A 22,176-nucleotide genomic window follows, 5' to 3' on the forward strand; every position below is an offset into this window, starting at 1 on the left:
TTAACCCACAACCAGGTTAAGCAATTTGCCCGGAACATAGATCACTTTACGAACCGTAACCCCGTCCAGATATTTAGCGACCAGATGTTCCTCAGCGGCGCGCGCACGCACCTGTTCTTCGGTTGCATCGGCTGCCACAGTAATTTTAGCGCGGACCTTGCCGTTGACCTGGACTACCACCAGCTTGGAGTCTTCGACCATCGCCTGCTCGTCGGCTTGCGGCCAGGCTGCGGTGTCCACATCGCCTTCACCGCCCAACGCCTGCCACAGTGAGAAGCACACGTGCGGGGTGAACGGATACAGCATGCGGACCACAGCCAGCAGCGCTTCCTGCAGCAGAGCGCGATCCTGCTCGCTTTCCTGCGGAGCACGGGCCAGCTTGTTCATCAGCTCCATCACGGCGGCAATGGCGGTGTTGAAGGTCTGACGACGGCCGATATCATCGGTCACTTTGGCGATGGTTTTGTGCAGATCGCGACGCAGCGCTTTCTGGTCTTCCGTCAGCGTTGCTACGTTCAGCGGCTGTACGGCCCCTTTTTCCAGGTGTTCGTAGGCCAGTTTCCAGACGCGTTTCAGGAAGCGGTTTGCTCCTTCCACGCCGGATTCTTGCCATTCCAGCGTCATTTCTGCCGGTGAGGCGAACATCATGAACAGACGCACGGTATCAGCACCGTATTTCTCAACCATTACCTGTGGGTCGATGCCGTTGTTTTTCGACTTCGACATTTTGCTCATGCCAGCATAGACCAGTTCACGACCTTGTGGATCGGTGGCTTTAATAATGCGGCCTTTGTCATCGCGCTCTACGGTGGCGTCGACTGGGGAAACCCAGACGCGTTCGCCGCTGTTGCCGCTGTAGTAGAAGGCGTCTGCCAATACCATGCCCTGACACAGCAGGCGTTTTGCCGGCTCGTCGGAATCGACCAGGCCTGCGTCACGCAGCAGCTTGTGGAAGAAACGGAAGTACATCAGGTGCATGATGGCGTGTTCGATACCACCGACATACTGATCCACCGGCAGCCAGTAGTTGGCGGCGGCCGGATCCAGCATGCCCTGGTCGTACTGCGGGCAGGTGTAGCGCGCGTAGTACCAGGAGGACTCCATAAAGGTGTCGAAGGTGTCGGTTTCACGCAGCGCCGGCTGGCCGTTAACGGTGGTTTTCGCCCACTCGGGATCGGCCTTGATCGGGCTGGTGATGCCGTCCATCACTACGTCTTCCGGCAGGATCACCGGCAGTTGGTCTTCCGGGGTCGGCATTACGGTGCCGTCTTCCAGAGTGACCATTGGGATTGGTGCGCCCCAGTAACGTTGACGGGAAACCCCCCAGTCGCGCAGACGGTAGTTAACCTTGCGCTGGCCGACGCCTTTGGCGACCAGTTTGTCGGCAATGGCGTTGAAACCGTCCTGGTGGTCCAGACCGTCAAACTCGCCGGAGTTGAACAGCGTGCCTTTCTCGGTCATCGCTTCTGCCTGGACATTCGGTTGGCTGCCATCGAGCGCCAGCACGACCGGTTTGATCGGCAAACCGTATTTGGTGGCGAATTCCCAGTCACGTTGGTCGTGAGCCGGAACGGCCATCACCGCGCCGGTGCCGTATTCCATCAGTACGAAGTTGGCGACCCAAACCGGCACTTGCTCGCCGGACAGCGGATGGATGGCGAACAGGCCGGTCGGCATGCCTTTCTTCTCCATCGTTGCCATTTCGGCTTCGGCCACTTTGGTGTTGCGGCATTCTTCGATAAATTCAGCCAACGCCGGGTTGTTCACCGCGCCAAGCTGGGCCAATGGGTGACCCGCCGCAACGGCGACGTAGGTGGCACCCATAAAGGTGTCCGGACGGGTGGTGTAAACGGTCAGTTTCTCGTCGCTGCCCGCCACGTCAAAGGTGATATCCACCCCTTCGGAACGGCCAATCCAGTTACGCTGCATGGTTTTCACCTGCTCTGGCCAGCTTTCCAGCGTATCGAGATCGTTAAGCAGTTGGTCGGCGTAGTCGGTGATTTTGATAAACCACTGTGGGATCTCTTTACGCTCCACCTTGGTGTCACAGCGCCAGCAGCAGCCGTCGATAACCTGTTCGTTGGCCAGCACGGTCAGATCGTGTGGGCACCAGTTGACCGCAGAGGTCTTCTTGTAGACCAGGCCTTTTTCGTACAGCTTGGTGAAGAACCACTGTTCCCAACGGTAGTAATCCGGATCGCAGGTGGCGATCTCGCGATCCCAGTCGTAGCCGAAGCCCAGCAGTTTTAGCTGGTTCTTCATGTATTCGATGTTGTCGTAGGTCCACGGGGCCGGCGCGGTGTTGTTTTTAACCGCGGCGCCTTCCGCCGGCAGGCCGAACGCATCCCAGCCGATCGGCTGCAGTACGTTCTTGCCTAGCATGCGCTGATAGCGCGAGATCACGTCGCCGATAGTGTAGTTACGAACGTGCCCCATGTGCAGACGGCCTGATGGGTATGGCAGCATGGATAGGCAGTAATACTTTTCCTTGCTCGCGTCTTCGGTAACCTTGAAAGTCTGCTTCTCTTGCCAGTGAAGCTGTACGTTCGATTCTATGTCTTCTGGACGGTATTGCTCTTGCATGGCGGCTGGTGGTCCTGTAGGTGTAAAACAGCTACATCCGTAGCATTCTGTTGAGTACTTATAGATCCGCATAGCATAGCTGATAAGACCTCTCGGCAACAACACCAAGCGCCCGACTCGGCGTATTTAAAAAATCGCCGCCATGATATGACTCACATCTTGAGGATCCCGTGCCTTGCCAAGTGACATCAGCAATTTACCGCTAAAATGATAAGAGCTACTTTGAAGAGGTAAGCCCTGTCACGTAAGTTCATCGAGGAGAGATTATGAACAAGGTTGCTCAGTACTACCGCGAATTGGTGGCATCTCTGACCGAACGCCTGAAAAATGGCGAACGTGATATTGATTCACTGGTGGCGAGCGCTGAAAAACGGCTGAACGAAGCCGGTGAGCTGACGCGCGATGAAGTGGAGCAGGTGACTCTGGCGGTACGGCGCGATCTGGAAGAGTTCGCACGCAGTTACCAGGAAAGCCGGGAAGAATTTACCGACAGCGTTTTTATGCGGGTGATTAAAGAGAGCCTGTGGCAGGAGCTGGCGGACATTACCGACAAAACCCAGTTGGAATGGCGCGAAGTTTTCAAGGACGTCAGCCACCATGGCGTTTACCACAGCGGTGAGGTGGTCGGGTTGGGCAATCTGGTGTGCGAGCAGTGTCACCATCATTTGGCGTTTTACACGCCGGAAGTGTTGCCGCTATGCCCGAAATGCGGCCATGACCAGTTTCAGCGTCGGCCTTTCGAACCCTGAGTTTTTCCGCACCCTGGCCTTCTCCCGAGTGGAAAGGGCCGGGGCAGGGAGCTAGCCATTAACCGAACAGTTTTTTCATCAGGTTACTGAGAAAACCGCCGCCAGCCGGGGCTGTGGCCAGTTCAGGCTGGCTTGCGAGGGCGGTGTAGACTGTTGCAGGCACTTTCTGCGCTACCGCGATGCGGCTGTCCTGCGTTGCTTTTTCTGCCGCTTCCGGCCCGTAAGCAAAACCTTCCGCCAACACGAATTCCACGTCAGTAATACCGATAAACCCTAAGAACAGCTTCAGGTAAGGCGTGATCAGGTCGGTTGGTGTATCGGCATGGATACCGCCGCGGCTGGAGATCACAATCGCTTTTTTACCGGTGACCAGGCCTTCGGAACCCTCAGAGGTGTAACGGAAGGTTTGGCCGGCACGCGCGACCAGGTCGAAATAGATTTTCAACTGGGTCGGGATATTGAAGTTGTACATCGGGGCGCTGATGATAATGGTGTCGTGCGATTTCAGCTCGGCAATCAGCTCATCGGACAGCGCCAGCGTTTTTTGTTGATGTGGCGTTAAGGGCTTATCGCCGGCGCTAAAGCCGCCAATCACTTCACCATCGAGCTCCGGCAGGGTCGGGTTGGCCAGATCGCGGAAGGTAAAGCTGTCGCTTGGGTGTGCTTCTTGCCACTGTTGAACAAAAAAATCGACTAATTTTCCAGACTGGGAGTAATCGCCCAGGATACTTGATTTCAGGACCAGTATACGACTCATGCGGATATCTCCAGGCTTGCTCTAAGGTTGTCAGCGTTTGCTGTGCGTTTAAAGCATCTTAGAGGCAAGCCTGGGCCAGTGATAGCGTAAAAATTCGCTGAGTTAAATCAAAAAAACTGAACGTTTGCTGTGTTCGCGTGCTGGCTGTCAGTAGCGCGCGATGCGTTCGGCCAGCAGATTGATAAACCCTTCACGATCGATATCGGTCAACACTTCCACGTTGGGCGCTTTGCCGTTTTGCCCGAAGATATCCACCACCGTCATCCCCTGGGTGTATTCTCCTTGGGTTTCTACACCGACCCAGCGTTCGATACTGCCAAACAGCTGTGGTGCCAGCAGCCAGGCGATGGTGCAGGGGTCATGCATTGCGGCACCGGGCAACCCGCGCGGGTGGCTGAGATACAGCGGCAGGTAGAAGTCGAGCATTTCGGCCACCGCCTGCGCCACCGGGTTGGCGATTTGGCGGATCCGTTCGATATCCTGCGGCAGCACCAGCGCCTGATGGGTGACGTTCAGACCTGCCATGGTCAGTGGCACGCCGGATTTGAGCACCATCTCGGCGGCTTCCGGGTCGACGAAAATATTAAATTCCGCCACCGGGGTGGTGTTGCCGGCGTTCATGCCGCCGCCCATAAAGACGATACGCTCGATGTTGCCTTTCAGCTCAGGGTGTTGAGCCAGCAGCAGGGCGATATTGGTCATCGGGCCGGTAACCACCAGGGTAATCGGTTCCGGGCTGCTGCGCAGCAGGCTGGCGATCAGTTCGACGGCGGTTTGTTTGACCGGCTTGAGGGTGGGCGTTGGCAGATGGGTATTGCCCATGCCGGTTTTGCCATGCACATAGTCGGCAATCACCAGCTCACGCATTAGCGGGCCCGCAGCACCGGCGGCGACCGGAATATCTTCGCGTTTCATCAGCGTCAGCAGGCCGAGCGCATTATGCAGGGTTTTCTCCGGTGTCTGGTTACCGGCAGAGGTGGTGATGGCTTTCACTTCAAGTTCCGGTGAACTCAGTGCCATGGCAAGGGCAATGGCGTCGTCGAGGCCGGGGTCGCAATCGATAATGATAGGGCGAGGCATAGAGATCTCCTTTTTACCCGTCGTCTTTCAAGCTGCAGCGTTGTTACCTGCACTGATATTGTAGGGGGCGAATACATTCGCCCCGATTAAAGTGGGCGCAGCATGCAGCGCCCCTACCCTACCTGGGGATGAGCAGCAACTTGAAAGCCATAGGGTAGAGTTGTGTTCCGAGCATCGGATCAAAACCAGGGAGAAACAAGCGCTTTTAGTGCCGGGATAGGGGAGATGCGCCCCGAATGGAGCGCATCAGTTAAATCAGTGCAGGATTTTTGCCAGGAAGTCTTTGGCACGTTCAGATTCTGGGTTGTTGAAGAAGTCGTCTTTATTGCGGTCTTCGACAATTTTGCCTTCGTCCATAAAGATCACCCGGTTGGCCACTTTGCGGGCAAAGCCCATTTCGTGGGTCACCACCATCATGGTCATGCCTTCATTCGCCAGTTCGACCATCACGTCGAGCACTTCGTTGATCATTTCCGGATCGAGCGCAGAGGTGGGTTCATCGAACAGCATGGCGATAGGATCCATGCACAGCGCACGGGCGATAGCCACACGCTGCTGCTGGCCACCGGAAAGCTGCCCGGGGAATTTGTTGGCGTGGGCGGTCAGGCCGACGCGCTCCAGCAACTTCAGGCCTTTCTCGCGGGAGGCGGCTTTATCGCGCTTGAGCACTTTTACCTGTGCCAGCGTCAGGTTGTCGATGATCGACAGATGCGGGAACAGCTCAAAGTGCTGGAACACCATGCCGACCTTGGAACGCAGCTGCGCCAGGTTGGTTTTCTTGTTGTTAACCGGGGTACCGTTCACCAGGATATCGCCCTGCTGGATCGGCTCCAGGCCGTTGACGGTTTTGATCAGGGTAGATTTGCCCGAGCCTGAAGGACCGCAGACCACCACCACCTCACCTTTTTTGACTTCGGTGGTGCAATCGGTCAGAACCTGAAAGTGACCGTACCACTTAGAAACATTTTTCAGGGATATCATCAAACAGTCCTTTTCTTCAAATAGCTTACCAGCGCCGAGGCGGCGAGACTGATAACAAAGTAGACAAAGCCGGCGAACAGGATCATTTCAACCTGGGTGCCGTCGCGCTCGCCGATGGTTGAGGCGGTACGGAAGAAGTCAGCCAGGCTCAGTACGTACACCAGAGAGGTATCCTGGAACAGTACGATGCCCTGAGTCAGCAGCAGTGGCACCATGGCGCGGAACGCCTGCGGCAAAATAACCAGCTTCATTGACTGCCAGTGGCTCATGCCCAGCGCCAGCGCAGCGGAAGACTGGCCGCGCGAGATGCTGATAATACCGGCGCGGATGATTTCCGAGTAATAGGCCGCTTCAAACAGGGAAAAGGCTACCATAGCCGAGATCAGGCGAATATCGGTTTTCGGCGACAGTCCCAGAACCTTTTGCAATAAGCTTGGAACCACCAGGTAGAACCACAGCAGGACCATTACCAGCGGCACCGAACGGAACAGGTTGACGTACAGCGCGGCAAACCAACTGATGGGCTTGAACGGCGACAGACGCATGACGGCCAGAATGGTGCCCCACAGGATACCGAAAACAATGGCGGTCACGGTGATCTTCAGCGTGATCAACATGCCCTGTAGCAGATAAGGGAAGCTTGGGACAATCGATGCCCAGTCAAATTCGTACATTATTTACTCCCCATATTGCCGGGCAACTGCACTTTTCGCTCTACCAGTCGCATAAACAACATGATCACGGCGTTGATGGCGATATAGGCCAGCGTAATCGCGGTAAAGGATTCATAGGCGTGCGCCGAGTAATCCAGCAGTTTGCCGGCCTGCGCAGCCATGTCGACCAGCCCGATGGTGGAAGCGATGGCGGAGTTTTTAACCAGGTTAAGCATTTCCGAGGTCATCGGCGGCACAATCACCCGGTAGGCATTTGGCAACAGCACATAGCGATAGGTTTGCGGCAGTGTCAGGCCCATCGCCAGTCCGGCGGCTCTCTGACCACGTGGCAGTGACTGAATGGCAGCGCGCACCTGTTCGCATACGCGAGCGGCGGTAAACAGCCCGAGGCACAGCATGGAGGAAACGAAGAACTGCACGTTGGGATCGAGTTCGGTTTTGAACCACATGCCGATATTGGCCGGCAGCAGTTCCGGGATCACCAGATACCAGGTAAAGAATTGTACGATCAGCGGCACGTTACGGAACAGTTCGACGTAGCAGGTGCCGAGGGTGGAAAGAAAGCGGTTGGGTACGGTACGCAAAATACCGAATAGCGAACCGACAAAGAAAGCGATAATCCATGCACAGACGGAGAGGGCGACCGTGACCTGAAAGCCGGACCAAATCCAGCCGAGGTAGGTGGTATTCCCAAACGGGGCCTGCTGCAGGAAGATACCCCAGTTCCAATCTATTGACATAACAAACTCCGTTAAGCGGGCGCAGAGCGCCTAAAGATTGATGACTATTCACGCCGAAAGTACCGCGGCCAGTCGGGCTGACCTATTTGTGCGGCATCGGTGGTGCGTTAAGGGGAAAATGCGGGAGGGGAACGGCCTCCCGCATTCCTGTCTGTCCCAGCCATCAACAGAGCCAGGTTGGCCTGGCTCTTATTCTATTAGTTCAGTGCTTTGTCGTTAGGCTCTTTGAACAGTTGCTTCATGTCGTCTGACAGTTCGAAGTTCATGTTGAGGTTCTTCGGTGGGATGGGCTGTTTGAACCACTTATCAAACCATTTTGCCGCTTCACCTGAAGTCTGGGCCTGAGCGATGGTGTCATCGACCAGTTTTTTGAACTCAGGATCCTCTTTACGCAGCATACAGCCGTAGGCTTCTTTCGACTGCGGTGTGCCGAGGATTTCCCATTGGTCCGGCTTCTTGGCTTTCGCGCGTTCACCGGCCAGCAGGGCGTCATCCATCATAAAGGCCACTGCGCGGCCACTTTCCAGGGTGCGGAATGAATCACCGTGGTCTTTGGCGCTGATGATGCGCATGTTCATTTTGCCGCTGTCATTGAGTTTATTGAGCAGCACTTCCGAAGTGGTGCCGGAGGTGACTACCACCGGTTTACCGGCCAGATCTTTGAAATCTTTAACGTCAGAGCCTTTTTTCACCAGCAGACGGGTGCCGACCACGAAGATGGTGTCGGAGAAGGCGGCCTGTTTCTGGCGCTCAAGGTTGTTGGTGGTCGAGCCGCACTCGAAGTCAAAGGTGCCGTTTTGCAGCAGTGGAATACGGTTCTGCGAGGTGATCGGCAGCATTTTAACCTGCAGATCCGGGGCGTTCAGTTTTTTCTTAACCGCGTCAACGATTTGGTTGGAGTAGTCCTGGGAGTAACCCACCACTTTCTGCTGATTGTCGTAGTAGGAGAACGGCACTGACGATTCGCGGTGGCCGACAACGATCACGCCGTTGTCTTTGATTTTCTTCAGCGTACCGGTCAGTTCTTCCGCATGGGCTACGTTAGCCGCCGTCCCGATCAGCAGTAACGATAACGCCAATTTACGCATTTGCATGGTCCAACTCCTTTGCTGTTGTGGTGGCTCAAATACAAAGAGCATCAGATTCTAAATGGAGATTTATTGCTCAAGTATAAAGATAGTCTTAGAACGGATAACCGTTAGAAAATAGCCGATTGTGAACAGATTGAAACTAAAATGTTTCTTTTTTTGAGACGCCGCGCGCACCAAATTAATGCAAAAAAACCCCAGCGCACCCTTATGGTGCCAGTGATGCTCTCGAGTTGTGCACAGATACGACGAAACGTCAGCAAAAGTAAATCGGTTCTAAATCACGGAGTAACTAAAGCAAGGAGTGTGCCAGAAACATTGATTTTCTAACGATTTATGGCAGGAGGGGAATAATACGGGGCGCACCGCGATGGCAGCGCCCCGGGGGATTATTTGCGACGCAGGCCGAGAACCAGCGCCAGACCGCCGAGCAGTAAAGTGATTATCCACAATGGCGTGGCGCCAAAGCGGGCATAAGGCGTAATACCGGTGGTGGGGGTCATTTTCACCTCCAGCACCTTGCGAGTGAACTGCGGGATCTCTGCAATCACTTCACCGTTGGCGTCCACTGCGGCCGTCACGCCGTTGTTGGTGCTGCGCAACAGGGGTCTGCCCAACTCCAGTGCACGCATGCGCGCCATCTGGAAGTGCTGCCACGGGCCGATGGAATGACCGAACCAGGCATCGTTGGAGATGGTCAGCAGGAAGTTGGTGTCCGGGCGGAAGTTATCGCGTACCTGCTGGCCGAGGACAATTTCATAACAAATCGCCGCCGTCAGGTTATAGCCCTTCACGCTGAGCTGTGGCTGGACGTAATCGCCGCGGCTGAATGAGGACATCGGCAGGTCGAAGAACGGGGCCAGGGGGCGCAGCAAGGTTTCCAACGGTACAAACTCGCCGAACGGCACCAGATGGTGCTTGTTGTAGCGGTCTTTGGCCGGATAAACATACGGCGTCTCTTCACCCAACACGATGGCGCTGTTGTAGATTTGCTGGCCCTGCGGGGTGGCACGGACGTCAACAATACCGGTGATCAGGCTGCTGTTTTTGGCGCGCATCAGGTCGTCCATCATGGTCAGGAAACCGTTCTGGCTGGCTTCATAATCCGGGATGGCGGACTCCGGCCAAATGATGATCGGCGCTTTGCCCATATAAGGACGGGTTTCATCCAGATAGGTTTGCAGCGTACTGACCAGCGCTTTCGGATCCCACTTCATCGACTGAGCGATGTTGCCCTGCACCATAGCGACGTTGACCGCCTTGTCCGGCTGCGGGGTATACCAGTGCAACTGGCGCAGTGGCCACGGCAACAGCAGCAGCGCGACTGCCACCACCGCCGGCGTGATGCGGCGTTGATTGACGGCGTACACCAGCAACCCGGCAATCGCCATCAGCATAAAGGTGATGGTATCCACCCCCAGCAGCGGCGCCACGCCTTTCAGCGGGCCGTTGATTTGGCTGTAGCCAAACTGCAGCCAGGGGAAGCCGGTCAGCACCCAGCCGCGTAAAAACTCGGTGACCTGCCACAGTACCGGTGCGGCAATGGCCAGGCGATACCAGCTGGTGGTTGGCCAAAGGCGTGCCAGCAAGCCGGCGAACAGCCCGGTATACAGCGACAGATAGGCGGCGAGCAGTGCCACCAGGAAGATATTGACGGAGAACGGCATGCCACCGAAGTCGGCGATACTGACGTAAACCCAGTTGATCCCGGTACCAAACAGGCCAAAGCCCCAGCAGAAGCCGAGCAGGGCAGATTGCCTGGTGGTGCGGTTCAGGGTAACGGCCAGCAGGCCAAACAGGGAGACAATGGCCGCCGGCCAGATGTCGTAAGGGGAAAATGCCAGCGTGCCACTGGCACCCGTCAACAGCGCCAGCAGGGCGCGAACCCACTGGCAGTCAAGGTAAGAGGCTTTAGCCATGTTCGATTTATTCTTCCAGTTTCGGTTGCGGAGAATCGTCCGGAATTTTTACATGAACCTGGATGATACGTCGACTGTCGGCCATCGCAACTTTAAATAGGTAACCTTCGATTTCAATGGTTTCCCCACGTGCAGGCAGGTGGCCGAAGGCTTGCATCACCAGGCCACCGATGGTGTCGACCTCGTCGTCGCTGAAGTGGGTGCCGAAGGCTTCGTTGAAGTCTTCAATCGGCGCCAGTGCGCGCACGGTATACATATGACGGCTGAGCTGGCGGATGTCCAGGTCGTCCTCGTCGTCATACTCGTCTTCAATTTCGCCGACAATCAGTTCCAGAATGTCTTCGATAGTCACCAGGCCGGACACGCCGCCGAATTCGTCAATGACAATCGCCATGTGATAACGCTGGGAGCGGAACTCCTTCAGCATCCGGTCGACCCGCTTGCTTTCCGGCACCACCACCGCGGTGCGCAGCACCTTGTCGATGCTGAATTCCTCGGACTCTGCGCGCATAAACGGCAGCAGATCCTTGGCCATCAGAATGCCTTCGATGTGATCTTTATCTTCGCTGATCACCGGGAAGCGCGAGTGGGCGGATTCGATAATCACGTCCAGGCACTCTTCAAGCCGTTGGTTACGCTTGAGCGTCACCATCTGGGAGCGCGGGATCATGATGTCGCGCACGCGCTGCTCGGCGATATCCATCACGCCTTCCAGCATGTCTCGGGTATCGGGATCGATCAGGTCGTTTTGCTCGGAATCACGGATCAGCTCTACCAGATCGCCACGGTTTTTAGGTTCGCCGTGGAACAGCTGGTTAAGGATAAGAGTAAAGAACCCCTTCTTGGGACTGGGGCTGTCATTGCTTTGTGAATGGTCGTCGCTCATGGCGTTTTAGTTAATATCACTCATGTCAGAGTTAGGGGAGTCAGCGACAGCCCCATACAGGGGCTGTGGGGAAATCAGCTGACGTCAGAGGGGGTCTTTTTCCGCCAGGTACGGGTCCGGGTAACCCAGTCCGTGCATGATTTCGGTTTCCAAAGACTCCATTTCTTCGGCTTCATCGTCTTCGATGTGGTCATACCCTAGCAGATGAAGGCTGCCATGAACAACCATATGCGCCCAGTGGGCCTCCAGCGCCTTGTCTTGCTCAGCGGCTTCCCGTTCAACCACCTGACGACAGATGATCAGATCGCCCAGCAGCGGCAGCTCGATACCCGGGGGAGCTTCGAACGGGAATGACAACACGTTGGTCGGTTTGTCCATGCCACGATAGGTCAGGTTCAGTTCATTGCTTTCGGCTTCATCCACCAGGCGAATGGTGACCTCCGCTTCTTCCTGAAACTGCGGCAGCACACCTTCCAGCCAGCGCTGGAAGGTGGCTTCGTCCGGCAGGCCACTGTTGTCTGCACAGGCCTGCTGCAGATCCAAAATCACCTGACTCATGGTGTCTCCTGCTCGGAGGCGAGGGTCGCCTCGCGTTTACGTTGTTCGGCAATGGCGTCTTTGCGCTTTTGTTCGGCGGCTTCCCATGCTTCATAGGCGATGACCACGCGGGCCACCACCGGATGGCGTACCACGTCTTCGCTATGGAAGAAGTTGAAGCTCAGTTCTTCGACGTCCGACAGCACCTCCACGGCATGGCGCAGGCCGGATTTCTGGTTGCGCGGCAGGTCTATCTGCGTCACGTCACCGGTAATCACCGCCTTTGAATTGAAGCCAATGCGCGTCAGGAACATCTTCATCTGTTCGATGGTGGTGTTCTGGCTCTCATCAAGAATGATAAACGCATCGTTCAGGGTGCGACCGCGCATATAAGCCAGTGGCGCCACTTCAATCACGTTACGTTCAATCAGTTTCTCCACGCGCTCGAAGCCCAGCATTTCGAACAGGGCGTCGTACAGCGGGCGCAGGTAAGGATCGACCTTTTGGCTCAGATCCCCCGGCAGGAAGCCCAGTTTCTCACCGGCCTCGACCGCAGGGCGGGTCAGCATAATGCGACGAATTTCCTGGCGCTCCAGCGCGTCTACCGCAGCGGCAACCGCCAGATAGGTTTTACCGGTACCGGCCGGGCCAATACCGAAGGTAATATCATGGTCGAGAATATTGGCGATGTACTGCGCCTGGTTCGGCGTGCGGGGTTTCACCATGCCGCGTTTGGTTTTGATGGTGACCGCTTTGCCGTAATCCGGCACGCTGTCGGCAACCTGTTCCAACACCCGGCTTTCTTTGATCGCCAGATGGATCTGTTCCGGATCGATATCCGGGATCACACCGCGGATCGGCGAGGTGTCCACATACAGGTGGCGCAGGATATCGGCGGCGGCAACCACGCACAGGTTTTTGCCAACCAGCTTGAAACGGTTATCACGGCGGTTGATTTCAATGCCCAACCGGCGTTCGAGTTGTTTGATATTGTCATCAAACGGGCCGCACAGGCTGAGCAATCGCTGATTGTCTGCCGGCTCTAACAAAATTTCTTGTGTTGCGACGTTCAAACTATTCCTCAAGGCTCATATCGGGCCTGGTTGATTTTCGGTACGCGCATTCAGGGCAAACCCTGAGGTTCTCTACCCTGAATTATTCATGGTGCAACGCATGGGCGCAAGTTTACCCATGATCTATCTGTGCGTCGGCGGTGAATTTCAAGGGCAGGCGGAGGAAAAACGCGGCCAAAACAGCCGCGTAATGACTTGAGAATGGAAGCTGGGATCAGTTCTTTTTCACGAACTCGGACTTCAGTTTCATTTGACCAAAGCCATCAATTTTGCAGTCGATGTTGTGATCGCCTTCCACCAGGCGAATGTTCTTCACCTTGGTACCAATTTTCAGCATCGAAGAGCTGCCTTTGACCTTCAGATCTTTTACCACGGTCACCGCGTCGCCGTCGGCCAGCAGGTTGCCGTTGGCATCTTTGACAATCAGCGCATCGTTGTCTTCCGCCGGGGCACTGTCGCTCCACTCATGGGCGCACTCAGGGCAGATAAACAGATTGTTGTCCTGATAGGTGTATTCGGAATTGCACTTCGGGCAGTGTGGGAGTTGCATGCTATGTCGCCTCTTTAAACAATCAAAAAAATAAAAAAAAGAAAATTGCCGGGCGCATGGCCCGACAGAGAAATAATAAGGATAACCGTTATCGTGGCGGCGGGAAGCACGGCCGCCACGTTTAGCGCCAGGCGGAAACAGCGTCAGGGTTGGTAAATGCCGACACCCAGCGCGTTTTCTTTGCGGGTACGGGCGATCACCGACTGCGGGGATTCATGTACGCGCAGATCCATCTGCTGTTCGGTACGCACCACTGCGCCACGCAGTGAGTTGGTCAGGACTTCGGTGATTTCCACATCCACGAACTGGCCAATCATATCCGGCGTGCCTTCAAAGTTTACCATGCGGTTGCAGGCGGTACGGCCCGCCAGCTCCATCACGCTTTTACGTGAGGTGCCTTCCACCAGAATGCGCTGCACGGTGCCGAGCATCCGGCGGCTGAACTGCAGCACCTGCTGGTTGATGCGATCCTGCAGGATATACAGGCGCTGTTTCTTTTCGTCTTCGCTGACGTCGTCCACCATATCGGCCGCCGGGGTGCCTGGGCGTGACGAGTAGATAAAGCTGAAACTGGTGTCGAAGTTAATCTCGGCAATCAGGTTCATGGTCTGTTCGAAGTCAGCCTGGGTCTCCCCCGGGAAGCCGATAATAAAATCGGAACTGAGCTGGATGTCCGGCCGCGCTTTGCGCAGTTTGCGAATGATCGCTTTGTATTCCAGAGCAGTGTGCGCGCGCTTCATCATGGTCAGTATGCGGTCTGAGCCGCTCTGTACCGGCAAATGCAGGAAGCTGACCAACTCCGGCGTGTCTTCATACACCGCGACAATATCGTCGGTGAATTCAATCGGATGGCTGGTGGTGAAACGAATGCGGTCGATACCGTCGATGGCCGCCACCAGGCGCAGCAGTTCGGCAAAGGAGCAGATGCCGCCGTCGTAAGTAGCACCGCGATAGGCATTGACGTTCTGGCCGAGCAGGTTGACTTCACGCACGCCTTGCGCCGCCAGTTGGGCGACTTCAAACAGCACGTCGTCGCTTGGGCGGCTGACTTCTTCTCCGCGGGTGTAAGGCACCACGCAGAAGGTACAGTATTTGTTGCAGCCTTCCATGATGGAGACAAAGGCGGTCGGGCCTTCGGCACGGGGTTCCGGCAGGCGGTCGAACTTTTCGATCTCCGGGAAGCTGATGTCGACGATTGGGCTGCGGGTGCCCTGCACGTGATTGAGCATTTCCGGCAGGCGGTGCAGGGTTTGCGGCCCAAATACTACGTCGACGCAGGGCGCACGGCTGCGGATGTGTTCACCTTCCTGCGAGGCCACACAGCCACCCACGCCGATGATCAGCGCCGGGTTCTTTTCTTTCAGCAGCTTCCAGCGGCCCAACATGGCGAAAACTTTTTCCTGCGCTTTCTCGCGGATTGAGCAGGTATTGAGCAGCAGCACGTCCGCTTCTTCAGCGTTGTCGGTCCATTGATAACCGTGCGTGCTTCCCAGTAAGTCCGCCATTTTTGATGAATCATATTCATTCATCTGGCAGCCCCAGGTTTTGATATGTAGTTTTTTGGTCATCAGAATGCCTCCGGGAAACCTCGGCCTTCAGGCCGGAGAGGAAAGGAGACGTTTTTCGCGCTGATTCCTTTTTGTACTTTCACGATGACTCCTGTAAATATCTAATGATGAAACGTGCCTATAAATACCGGTTCTATCCCACTCCCGAGCAGGTTGAGCTTTTGGCTCAAACATTCGGTTGTGTCCGTTTTGTCTACAATGCCGTGCTGCACTGGCGCGGTGAAGCTTTTCGGCAGAGTCTGGAAAAAATCGGCTATTCCGCTGCTTCGGCTCACTTAACTGAACTGAAGAAAAATGCGGAGTATGCCTGGCTAAACGACGTGTCCTGCGTCCCTTTGCAGCAGGCGCTGCGCCATCAACAGACGGCATTTAAAAACTTCTTCGCAGGCCGCGCCAGTTATCCAGCATTTAAATCCAAACGTCACAAACAGGCTGCAGAGTTTACTAAAAGCGCCTTTAAATATGTTGATAACCAACTCTATATCGCCAAAAGCAAAATACCTCTGGCGTTACGCTGGTCACGTTTACTGCCGTCAGCGCCATCGACGATAACTATCACCAGAGATGCGGCTGGCCGGTACTTTGTTTCCTGCCTGTGCGAATTTGAGCCTGAATCACTGCCTGTCAGTCCGAAAATGGTTGGCATTGATGTAGGTTTAAACGATTTGTTCGTCACTGACAGCGGTTTTAAAACCGGCAATCTGCGCCATACTGCGAAATACGCGGCACGGTTGGCGCTACTCCAGCGCCGATTAAGCAAAAAGCGCAAGGGTTCGAAAAATCGCACTAAAGCTCGCTTAAAGGTCGCCCGTCTGCATACGAAAATCGCCGATTGCCGTCTGGATAACTTGCATAAACTGTCCCGCGCACTAATAAACGAAAACCAAGTGGTGTGCGTTGAATCGCTGAAAGTGAAGAACATGCTCCGCAATCCTCAGTTGGCTAAACATATTGCTGATGCAAGCTGGTCCGAGTTTGTCAGGCAGCTTCGGTACAAAGGAGAGTGGGCTTGCCGCAGCGTGGTGGCTATTGACCCCTACTTTCCCTCTTCCAAACGTTGCTCGTGTTGTGGTTTTACCCTGAAACATCTTCCGCTTAATGTCCGTAGCTGGGTTTGTCCTGAGTGCAACATCAGCCATGACCGCGACATTAATGCTGCCCGTAATATCAAAGCTGCCGGGCTGGCAGTGTTAGCCCACGGAGAGTTTGTAAAACCCGCAGCGTAAATTGCGCTGAAGGTAGAACTCGATGAAGTGGGAATCCTCGCGCTTTAGGGCGAGGAGCAGTCAATGACTTGCCATTACTCAGTGCGGCGCGAAAGTTGCGATACGCGACATGCAGGGCGCTATTGTAAACATTTGACGCCGTTGTGACCAGCGCGGGGAAAACGGCATGCGACCTGAAGCCAAATTAAAAATCCGTTACACTGATGCCAAACGCCATGCCGGTGGGGATGGCGATAATTAACCAAGAAAATTTAGCCAATATGAACACTTCTCAAAAACGGTATGACGCGGTGGTGGTAGGCGGTGGCATGGTTGGCGCGGCCGCCGCGCTGGGGCTGGCGCAGGCCGGTTGGTCGGTGGCATTGCTGGAACATCAGGCGCCGCAAGCGTTCGATGCGCAAAGCCCGCCGGACTTGCGTATTTCCGCGATTGGCTGCACCTCGGTAGGGTTGCTCAAACAGCTCGGCGCCTGGCCGGCGGTGCAAGCGATGCGCACCGCGCCGTACCGCCGGTTGGAAACCTGGGAGTGGGCGTCGGCGCGGGTGGCGTTTGACGCCGCTTCACTCGGCCTGCCGGAACTGGGCTTTATGGTGGAAAACCGCATTTTGCAACTGGCGCTGTGGCAGCAACTCGAGCAGTGCGACAATCTGACGCTCTATTGCCCCGCCAGGCTGCGTTCGCTGCAACAGGGCGATGACCATTGGCAAGTGACACTGGACTCTTCTGAGACGCTACAGGCGCGTTTGGTGGTCGGGGCTGACGGTGCCAACTCGCAGGTGCGTAATCTGGCGGCCATCGGCACCAGCGGCTGGCAGTACCGTCAGTCCTGCATGCTGATCACCGTCGAGACCGGCGCGCCGCAGCAGGATGTGACCTGGCAGCAGTTTTTCCCTTCCGGCCCACGCGCTTTCCTGCCGCTGTATGATCAATGGGCTTCACTGGTGTGGTACGACAGCCCGCAGCGTATCCGTCAGTTGCAGGCGATGCCGCCAGCGCAGCTTGAGCGCGAAATCGCTGAGGCGTTTCCCGCACGTTTGGGGACGGTGAAAGTGCATGCTGCCGGATCTTTCCCGCTGGCGCGCCGCCATGCACAGCGCTATGTGTTACCGGGGCTGGCGTTGCTCGGCGACGCGGCGCACACCATTAATCCGTTAGCCGGGCAGGGTGTGAACCTGGGTTATCGCGATGTGGACGCCTTGCTGGCGGTTTTGAGTGAGGCGCGGGAGCAAGGTGAGGACTGGAGCAGTGAAGCGGTGCTGATGCGTTATCAGCGTCGTCGCCGTACCGATAATTTACTGATGCAAAGCGGCATGGATCTGTTTTACACCGCCTTTAGCAATAATTTGGCACCCTTAAGCGTGGCACGCAATCTTGCGTTGATGGCGGCCCAGCGGGCGGGCAAGTTAAAGGAAAATGCGTTGAAGTACGCGTTGGGTTTATAACTCCAATGGGTTCAGCTTGCTGGACCCGGTCGTTTGCCGAATGACAGACAGCAAAAAGCCCGCCGAAGCGGGCTTTTCTAAATGTGGCTGGGGTGCCAGGATTCGAACCTGGGTATGCTGGTATCAGAAACCAGAGCCTTACCGCTTGGCGACACCCCAATTGTGAAACAGTAAAATATGGTGGCTACGACGGGATTTGAACCTGTGACCCCATCATTATGAGTGATGTGCTCTAACCAGCTGAGCTACGTAGCCATTTTTGATATTTTACTTTAAAAGTCAAGGATGTTGATGGCTGGGGTACCTGGATTCGAACCAGGGAATGCTGGTATCAAAAACCAGTGCCTTACCGCTTGGCGATACCCCATCAACAAATTTTCAACTTCTTCTTACTGCATCGAACCATTTAAAAAATGGCTGGGGTACCTGGATTCGAACCAGGGAATGCTGGTATCAAAAACCAGTGCCTTACCGCTTGGCGATACCCCATCTGATGCCTTACAACCCGATGATAAGAAATGGTGCGGGAGGCGAGACTTGAACTCGCACACCTTGCGGCGCTAGAACCTAAATCTAGTGCGTCTACCAATTTCGCCACTCCCGCAAAAAAAAGATGGTGGCTACGACGGGATTTGAACCTGTGACCCCATCATTATGAGTGATGTGCTCTAACCAGCTGAGCTACGTAGCCATCTTTTTTCGCGCAACCTTCATCGGCGTTGCGGGGCGCATTATGCGTATATGGCCGTTTTGCGTCAACAAGTTTTTTCCCGAAAAAGCGACCGGATGTGTTGTTTGTCTGGGTTGTGAACAGTATGGCGATAAAATCACCAATTCCGACAATTAATGGTTGAAAACATCAACAAAAAGGCGGACCCGAAGGTCCGCCCAGGGAAGAAAACGCCCGGCGATTATTTGTAGGCGGACTGGTGAACGCCGACTGCACGACCAGAAGGATCGTCCATCTTTTTGAACGACTCATCCCATTCGATGGCTTTCGCTGAAGAACAGGCCACTGACGGGCCGCCAGGCACGCACTCGGCCGCGCTTGGCAATGGGAACAACTCTTCGAAAATTTCGCGATACAGGTAGCCTTCCTTGGAGCTCGGCGTGTTGTACGGGAAGCGGAAACGTGCGGTTTCGAGCTGTTGATCGCTGATCTGCTTGGCAGCGACTTCTTTCAAGGTGTCGATCCAGCTGTAGCCCACACCGTCGGAGAACTGCTCTTTCTGGCGCCAGGCCACGCTGGCCGGCAGATAGGACTCAAAACATTCACGCAGGATATGTTTTTCCATTTTGCCATTGCCGCACATTTTGTCTTTCGGGTTGATGCGCATTGCCACGTCGAGGAATTTTTTATCCAGGAACGGCACGCGGGCTTCCACACCCCAGGCGGACATCGCCTTGTTGGCGCGCGCGCAGTCAAACATATGCAGGGCCAGCAGTTTACGCACGGTTTCGTCGTGGAACTCACGAGCATCCGGTGCCTTATGGAAGTACAGGTAGCCGCCGAACACTTCGTCCGCACCTTCACCAGACAGCACCATTTTGATCCCCATCGCCTTGATCTTGCGTGACATCAGGTACATCGGGGTGGAGGCGCGAATGGTGGTGACGTCATAGGTTTCGATGTGATAAATCACGTCGCGAATGGCGTCCAGGCCTTCCTGCACGGTGAAATGAATTTCGTGGTGTACGGTGCCCAGGTGGTTAGCCACTTCCTGCGCAGCGCGCAGATCCGGTGAACCTTCCAGGCCGACTGCGAAGGAGTGCAACTGCGGCCACCAGGCTTCGCTGCGCTCTTGATCTTCCACGCGGCGTGCGGCGTACTTTTTGGTAATGGCGGAAATCACCGAAGAGTCCAGGCCGCCAGACAGCAGCACGCCGTATGGCACGTCGGACATCAGGTGGCTTTTCACCGAGTCTTCCAGCGCGTTGCGCAGGGCGTTGGCGTCGGTGACATTGTCTTTAACCGCGTCGTAATCGAACCAGTCACGCTGGTAGTACTCGCGGATCTCACCGTCCTGGCTCCACAGGTAGCTGCCCGCCGGGAATTCTTTGATGGTACGGCAAACCGGCACCAGCGCTTTCATTTCAGAAGCGACATACAGGTTGCCGAATTCATCATGTCCCATATATAGCGGGATAATGCCCAGATGGTCGCGGCCAATCAGGTAGGCGTCTTTCTCGGAGTCGTACAGGGCAAAGGCGAACATCCCTTGCAGATCGTCGAGGAAGTCGGTGCCTTTTTCCTGATACAGCGCCAGGATCACTTCACAGTCGGAAGCGGTCTGGAACTCATATTGTTCACCCAGCTGCTGGCGCAGCGCCTGGTGGTTGTAAATTTCACCGTTAACCGCCAGAACGTGGGTGTGCGCAGCGTTGTACAGCGGTTGGGCGCCATTGTTAACGTCGACAATCGACAGGCGCTCATGCACCAGAATGGCTTTATCGCTGGCGTAAACGCCGGACCAGTCCGGGCCGCGATGGCGCATCAGACGGGACAGTTCCAGCGCTTTCTTACGCAGTTCAACGGGATCGGACTTCAGATCGAGCACACCGAAAATAGAACACATATACCGACTCTCCTAACGACTTTTTTAGACTGTGATGTTGTTTATGCTGTTATAGGGCAGGTGGCCGGCACATCAGCGATGGCGCGGTTTTGCTGCGTTGTGCTTATGAAAATGCGTCAAAAGCGGCAGGGGATGCAAGCGTTTTAGCGCTGCACTGAAAAATAGTTGTTTGGGGAAGCTCGAATATTAGTGGATGTTCAGTTAATGGCGGTAAAAATTGTTGAATATGTAATTTTTCACTGAATAGATGAGTTGCCGGAGAATTTTACCGGCAACTCATTGCCGACTATCAGGCGGTCAACTGCCACAGAGTGAAGGCCGCATCCGGCGTCCATCCTGCGTTAGAAGTATGTGCCTGAAGGCAGGTGTATTTCTTGCCTTTATAGGTCACCACATCGCCGACCTTATAACTGTGGTTGTTCTGCCATTCGCCAGTGCCCGGACCCGGAGGTGTGTCGCCATCTGCCGTTTTCACTGCCAGCGCGCTGCTCGGCAGTGAGGTACTACCCTGGTTATCGGTGGCGGTAACGAAGTAGCTGTATTGCGTTGCCGGAGTCAGGCCGCTGTCTTGCAATGACAGGCCGCCGGTCTGGCCGATAGCGTTGCCATTACGGTAAACCGTATATTGGCTCACTGGATTGACGCTGCTGGCAGCCGCCCACTTCAACGTCAACGACGTTGCGGCGATCGCGGTGGCGTTCAACGCGGTTGGCGCATCAGGCTTTCCCGGTGGTGGGGTGATCCCTCCCTGGATCAGCGCGGCATAACGAGTTTTGAATTCCCAGTTGTAAGCCACGCCAGCCTTGCTCCGGCCGTTGTCCCAGTTTACCGACCAGGTCATCAGGCCCTTGATCGACAAACCTTTGGCATCAAGACGTGCGAAAGCGTTATACACCGCCATTTTGTCGACCACATAACCGGTGGCGGCGGCATCATTGTTGGTTGGCAGACCGATAACGAATTTGGCTGCCGGGATTTTGGTATAACCACGAGTACCGGTAACCAGACTTTCGGTCAGGTAATACAGAAAGTCTTCTTTCATGGCGTCGTTATTCTGGGTGATCCAGGCCCCTTTACCGCCGTTGGCTTCATCAACCCAAATACCATCACCGCCCTGATTATAATATTGTGGCGCGATAAAATCGTAATAGCCTTCGAGCGCGGTAATATAATCCAGATAGGTCCCGTTGGTGCGTAAATAAGGGAATTCTGGTGCCATGCTGACAATAAAGTTTTTACCTTCGGCCGAATAGTGTGATTTTACTTTTTTCAGTGCGACCGGCAGAACGGTTTTATTATTGGCTGCGCCAATGGCGGCCTGTTCCAGATCGATATCCAGGCCATCGAAGCCATAAGTTTCCACCAGGCGGATAATCTCATTGGCCAGCTTGTCTTCGTCGCCGGTTTTCAATTCGATATGCGCGTCTGCACCACCCAGGGAAATCAGCACTGCGCGGCCCTGGCTATTGAGCACGCCAACCTGACGGCGGAACTCGGCATCAGACAGGTTGTAAGGCTTGAAGGTGGGGATGCCTTCGCCTTTCATAAAGGCTACGGCGACCACGTTATATTCGGCCGGAATGTCGGTCAGATTCATATTGGCGAATTGGCCTTGCTGATAACCGTCACTGGCACCGGCGGCCCAGTTGTGCCAAAAACCCATCATGATTTTTTTATTGGTCATATCCGGCATGATAGCGGCGTTATCTGCCAGTGGTGCATTGATAATATTATTGGTGCTCATGGT

Annotated in this window: 18 protein-coding genes and 6 tRNA genes; 3 read left to right on the top strand and 21 right to left on the bottom strand. The window is 55.2% G+C overall.

The genetic code is table 11. The features are described 5' to 3' along the window. Positions 1-2,583, bottom strand: coding sequence for a leucine--tRNA ligase (leuS, locus tag E5C26_RS06090; protein ID WP_135315500.1), 2,583 nt, complete (start codon positions 2,581-2,583; stop codon positions 1-3). Between the two features lie 266 nt (positions 2,584-2,849). Between leuS and E5C26_RS06095 the strand changes: the two genes are divergently transcribed. Then, on the top strand, positions 2,850-3,332 hold the full coding sequence (locus E5C26_RS06095; RefSeq protein ID WP_017891914.1) for a zinc ribbon-containing protein: 483 nt from the start codon (positions 2,850-2,852) through the stop codon (positions 3,330-3,332). Positions 3,333-3,390: 58 nt separating this feature from the next. Here E5C26_RS06095 and E5C26_RS06100 read toward each other — a convergent pair whose 3' ends face one another. From E5C26_RS06100 to miaB, 12 genes are all read right to left on the bottom strand, one after another. Next, on the bottom strand, positions 3,391-4,089 hold the full coding sequence (locus E5C26_RS06100) for an FMN-dependent NADH-azoreductase (protein ID WP_135315501.1): 699 nt from the start codon (positions 4,087-4,089) through the stop codon (positions 3,391-3,393). A 147-nt stretch (positions 4,090-4,236) separates the two neighbouring features. After that, on the bottom strand, positions 4,237-5,169 hold the full coding sequence (rihA, locus tag E5C26_RS06105) for a pyrimidine-specific ribonucleoside hydrolase RihA (RefSeq protein WP_135315502.1): 933 nt from the start codon (positions 5,167-5,169) through the stop codon (positions 4,237-4,239). A 255-nt stretch (positions 5,170-5,424) separates the two neighbouring features. Beyond that, positions 5,425-6,150: an amino acid ABC transporter ATP-binding protein gene (locus tag E5C26_RS06110; RefSeq protein WP_012005648.1), complete on the bottom strand. Its 726-nt coding sequence runs from the start codon at positions 6,148-6,150 to the stop codon at positions 5,425-5,427. Then, positions 6,150-6,824 carry a glutamate/aspartate ABC transporter permease GltK gene (gene gltK, locus E5C26_RS06115; protein WP_135315503.1) on the bottom strand — a complete coding sequence of 225 codons (675 nt, stop codon included), beginning with the start codon at positions 6,822-6,824 and terminating at the stop codon, positions 6,150-6,152. The genes E5C26_RS06110 and gltK overlap by 1 nt, the downstream gene beginning before the upstream one ends. Beyond that, a complete protein-coding gene (locus E5C26_RS06120) occupies positions 6,824-7,564 on the bottom strand; it encodes an amino acid ABC transporter permease (protein ID WP_135315504.1) in 741 nt (246 codons plus the stop codon). Before E5C26_RS06120 ends, gltK begins: the two co-directional genes overlap by 1 nt. A gap of 197 nt (positions 7,565-7,761) precedes the next feature. Further along, on the bottom strand, positions 7,762-8,658 hold the full coding sequence (locus E5C26_RS06125; RefSeq protein WP_135315505.1) for an amino acid ABC transporter substrate-binding protein: 897 nt from the start codon (positions 8,656-8,658) through the stop codon (positions 7,762-7,764). A 383-nt stretch (positions 8,659-9,041) separates the two neighbouring features. Next, positions 9,042-10,571, bottom strand: a complete 1,530-nt coding sequence (gene lnt, locus E5C26_RS06130; RefSeq protein ID WP_135315506.1) for an apolipoprotein N-acyltransferase — start codon at positions 10,569-10,571, stop codon at positions 9,042-9,044. A gap of 7 nt (positions 10,572-10,578) precedes the next feature. Next, the gene (gene corC, locus E5C26_RS06135; protein WP_135315507.1) at positions 10,579-11,457 is read right to left on the bottom strand and encodes a CNNM family magnesium/cobalt transport protein CorC; all 879 of its coding nucleotides are present in this window, start codon (positions 11,455-11,457) and stop codon (positions 10,579-10,581) included. A gap of 84 nt (positions 11,458-11,541) precedes the next feature. After that, entirely contained in the window at positions 11,542-12,015 is a 474-nt protein-coding gene (gene ybeY / locus E5C26_RS06140; RefSeq protein WP_135315508.1) for an rRNA maturation RNase YbeY, read from the bottom strand. Further along, positions 12,012-13,067 (bottom strand): PhoH family protein, encoded by a 1,056-nt coding sequence (locus E5C26_RS06145; protein ID WP_012005655.1) that lies wholly within the window; start codon positions 13,065-13,067, stop codon positions 12,012-12,014. Before E5C26_RS06145 ends, ybeY begins: the two co-directional genes overlap by 4 nt. A gap of 214 nt (positions 13,068-13,281) precedes the next feature. Continuing rightward, the gene (locus tag E5C26_RS06150) at positions 13,282-13,617 is read right to left on the bottom strand and encodes a zinc ribbon domain-containing protein YjdM (protein WP_085115587.1); all 336 of its coding nucleotides are present in this window, start codon (positions 13,615-13,617) and stop codon (positions 13,282-13,284) included. A gap of 143 nt (positions 13,618-13,760) precedes the next feature. Further along, on the bottom strand, positions 13,761-15,185 hold the full coding sequence (gene miaB, locus E5C26_RS06155; protein ID WP_135315509.1) for a tRNA (N6-isopentenyl adenosine(37)-C2)-methylthiotransferase MiaB: 1,425 nt from the start codon (positions 15,183-15,185) through the stop codon (positions 13,761-13,763). A 107-nt stretch (positions 15,186-15,292) separates the two neighbouring features. Between miaB and E5C26_RS06160 the strand changes: the two genes are divergently transcribed. Further along, on the top strand, positions 15,293-16,411 hold the full coding sequence (locus tag E5C26_RS06160; protein WP_206194242.1) for an RNA-guided endonuclease InsQ/TnpB family protein: 1,119 nt from the start codon (positions 15,293-15,295) through the stop codon (positions 16,409-16,411). Positions 16,412-16,671: 260 nt separating this feature from the next. Further along, a complete protein-coding gene (gene ubiF / locus E5C26_RS06165; RefSeq protein ID WP_135315511.1) occupies positions 16,672-17,853 on the top strand; it encodes a 3-demethoxyubiquinol 3-hydroxylase in 1,182 nt (393 codons plus the stop codon). Between the two features lie 84 nt (positions 17,854-17,937). Here ubiF and E5C26_RS06170 read toward each other — a convergent pair. From E5C26_RS06170 to E5C26_RS06205, 8 genes are all read right to left on the bottom strand, one after another. Then, positions 17,938-18,012 (bottom strand) — tRNA-Gln (locus E5C26_RS06170). A 19-nt stretch (positions 18,013-18,031) separates the two neighbouring features. Next, positions 18,032-18,108, bottom strand: a tRNA-Met gene (locus tag E5C26_RS06175). Between the two features lie 37 nt (positions 18,109-18,145). After that, a tRNA-Gln gene (locus tag E5C26_RS06180) sits at positions 18,146-18,220 on the bottom strand. Positions 18,221-18,267: 47 nt separating this feature from the next. Next, positions 18,268-18,342: transfer RNA gene (locus tag E5C26_RS06185), tRNA-Gln, on the bottom strand. A 30-nt stretch (positions 18,343-18,372) separates the two neighbouring features. Continuing rightward, a tRNA-Leu gene (locus tag E5C26_RS06190) sits at positions 18,373-18,457 on the bottom strand. A 10-nt stretch (positions 18,458-18,467) separates the two neighbouring features. Next, positions 18,468-18,544: transfer RNA gene (locus E5C26_RS06195), tRNA-Met, on the bottom strand. A 220-nt stretch (positions 18,545-18,764) separates the two neighbouring features. Next, the gene (gene asnB / locus E5C26_RS06200) at positions 18,765-20,429 is read right to left on the bottom strand and encodes an asparagine synthase B (protein WP_135315512.1); all 1,665 of its coding nucleotides are present in this window, start codon (positions 20,427-20,429) and stop codon (positions 18,765-18,767) included. 289 nt (positions 20,430-20,718) lie between these two features. Continuing rightward, positions 20,719-22,173, bottom strand: coding sequence for a carbohydrate-binding protein (locus tag E5C26_RS06205; RefSeq protein WP_135315513.1), 1,455 nt, complete (start codon positions 22,171-22,173; stop codon positions 20,719-20,721). Between the last annotated feature and the right edge of the window lie 3 nt (positions 22,174-22,176).

The organism is Serratia proteamaculans (assembly GCF_004684015.1).
Lineage (GTDB): Bacteria > Pseudomonadota > Gammaproteobacteria > Enterobacterales > Enterobacteriaceae > Serratia > Serratia proteamaculans_F.

What these genes read in the sequence shown, in the direction of transcription:
- lnt (WP_135315506.1), bottom strand. Translation starts at nt 10,571, where the DNA reads ATGGCTAAAGCCTCTTACCTTGACTGCCAGTGGGTTCGCGCCCTGCTG.
- E5C26_RS06120 (WP_135315504.1), bottom strand. Translation starts at nt 7,564, where the DNA reads ATGTCAATAGATTGGAACTGGGGTATCTTCCTGCAGCAGGCCCCGTTT.
- corC (WP_135315507.1), bottom strand. Translation starts at nt 11,457, where the DNA reads ATGAGCGACGACCATTCACAAAGCAATGACAGCCCCAGTCCCAAGAAG.
- E5C26_RS06110 (WP_012005648.1), bottom strand. Translation starts at nt 6,150, where the DNA reads ATGATATCCCTGAAAAATGTTTCTAAGTGGTACGGTCACTTTCAGGTT.
- ybeY (WP_135315508.1), bottom strand. Translation starts at nt 12,015, where the DNA reads ATGAGTCAGGTGATTTTGGATCTGCAGCAGGCCTGTGCAGACAACAGT.
- asnB (WP_135315512.1), bottom strand. Translation starts at nt 20,429, where the DNA reads ATGTGTTCTATTTTCGGTGTGCTCGATCTGAAGTCCGATCCCGTTGAA.
- E5C26_RS06150 (WP_085115587.1), bottom strand. Translation starts at nt 13,617, where the DNA reads ATGCAACTCCCACACTGCCCGAAGTGCAATTCCGAATACACCTATCAG.
- E5C26_RS06100 (WP_135315501.1), bottom strand. Translation starts at nt 4,089, where the DNA reads ATGAGTCGTATACTGGTCCTGAAATCAAGTATCCTGGGCGATTACTCC.
- E5C26_RS06205 (WP_135315513.1), bottom strand. Translation starts at nt 22,173, where the DNA reads ATGAGCACCAATAATATTATCAATGCACCACTGGCAGATAACGCCGCT.
- leuS (WP_135315500.1), bottom strand. Translation starts at nt 2,583, where the DNA reads ATGCAAGAGCAATACCGTCCAGAAGACATAGAATCGAACGTACAGCTT.
- E5C26_RS06125 (WP_135315505.1), bottom strand. Translation starts at nt 8,658, where the DNA reads ATGCAAATGCGTAAATTGGCGTTATCGTTACTGCTGATCGGGACGGCG.
- E5C26_RS06095 (WP_017891914.1), top strand. Translation starts at nt 2,850, where the DNA reads ATGAACAAGGTTGCTCAGTACTACCGCGAATTGGTGGCATCTCTGACC.
- ubiF (WP_135315511.1), top strand. Translation starts at nt 16,672, where the DNA reads ATGAACACTTCTCAAAAACGGTATGACGCGGTGGTGGTAGGCGGTGGC.
- E5C26_RS06160 (WP_206194242.1), top strand. Translation starts at nt 15,293, where the DNA reads ATGAAACGTGCCTATAAATACCGGTTCTATCCCACTCCCGAGCAGGTT.
- rihA (WP_135315502.1), bottom strand. Translation starts at nt 5,169, where the DNA reads ATGCCTCGCCCTATCATTATCGATTGCGACCCCGGCCTCGACGACGCC.
- gltK (WP_135315503.1), bottom strand. Translation starts at nt 6,824, where the DNA reads ATGTACGAATTTGACTGGGCATCGATTGTCCCAAGCTTCCCTTATCTG.
- miaB (WP_135315509.1), bottom strand. Translation starts at nt 15,185, where the DNA reads ATGACCAAAAAACTACATATCAAAACCTGGGGCTGCCAGATGAATGAA.